This window comes from Drancourtella massiliensis (assembly GCF_016900655.1).
Lineage (GTDB): Bacteria > Bacillota > Clostridia > Lachnospirales > Lachnospiraceae > Sellimonas > Sellimonas catena.
This window is the reverse complement of sequence record NZ_JACJKH010000087.1, coordinates 1-736: the sequence shown is the minus strand read 5'-3', so window position 1 is coordinate 736 and position 736 is coordinate 1. Positions and strand designations below refer to the sequence as shown.

Below are 736 nucleotides of genomic sequence, written 5' to 3'. Positions count from 1 at the left end.
CCTCTCCGTTCCATGTTATAATGGAACTATGCTAAAACAAGATTATTATAACGATTTTTTTGAAATTGGGCAACAAAAAATTAACTTCAGTTTCTTCGAATTGAGTTTACCCGATGACGATCCAGTCTATACCCTAAAAAACGTGATGGAGGAGTTGGATTTTTCAGGCCTGCTGGCCTGTTATTCAGATCAGGGAAGAACCGGGTTTAACCCAATCATGCTGTATGCTGTTGTTACCTATGCAAACATGCGCGGAGTCAGGGCTGTTGATCGGATTGTCGACCTGTGTCACCGAGACCTCGCCTTCATCTGGCTGACCAGAGGACAGAAACCCAAGAGGGATGTTTTTTACGATTTTAAAGGGAAAAAGTTGACGGAAGAAGTCCTGGATGAATTGAATTATCAGTTCATGCGCCGCTTGAAAAAGGAAGGCCTTATTACGCTGAAAGAGCTCTACATCGATGGGACAAAGATCGAGGCGAATGCAAACAGATATACGTTCGTCTGGCGTGGCAGCCTCAACTATCATCTTGCCGGCCTGCTGGACACCATAAATACCCTTTATGCAAAGTATAATGCGTTTCTTTCCGAGAACGGGTATGGGCCCAAATACGATCTCGGAGATGCCCATATGTTCGTGATCGAAGGCATGGACAAAGTCAGGAAAGTCATCGAAGAAAACAGGAAACGGAAACTAACAAAGCATAAAAAGATCTCCAATAACACCGTCATTGAG

At 43.9% G+C, this 736-nt stretch carries 1 protein-coding gene; it reads left to right on the top strand.

Features of this window, described 5'->3' with window-relative positions:
* Positions 1-145: 145 nt before the first annotated feature.
* A partial coding sequence (locus H6A32_RS15830; protein ID WP_346342303.1) for a transposase occupies positions 146-736 on the top strand: 591 nt, incomplete at its 3' end.